At 41.9% G+C, this 267-nt stretch carries 1 protein-coding gene; it reads right to left on the minus strand.

Going from position 1 to position 267, the window contains the following annotated elements; translation table 11 throughout:
* Positions 1-65: 65 nt before the first annotated feature.
* On the minus strand, positions 66-267 hold a 202-nt coding region (locus KVT11_RS20025; RefSeq protein ID WP_217609166.1), incomplete at its 5' end, for a fluoride efflux transporter FluC.

The raw sequence follows: 267 nt of genomic DNA on the forward strand, positions 1-267 counted from the left end.
TGGGTGGTGAATAAATGACATGCACTGTCGATCCCTCCAGCTTCAGCTGTAGAATAAGCAATCATTTAATTGCTTCCTTTCTTCTGCTTATTTTGATTATAGAGCCGTTCTGCATGTATCAGGCCAGCTAAAGCAGCGGCTATTCCAGCAATGACTGAGAGTATGATGTACATGATACTTAAATTGTACTGCCCTACCTGTAAGTTAAGAACTGTCTCATTAGAAAACGTGTACATGGTCGTTATCCCGCTGCAAAACCCTGTTGCA

The sequence above is a fragment of the Bacillus sp. GbtcB10 genome (genome assembly GCF_019091365.1).
Classification (GTDB): Bacteria; Bacillota; Bacilli; order Bacillales; family Bacillaceae; genus Bacillus; species Bacillus altitudinis.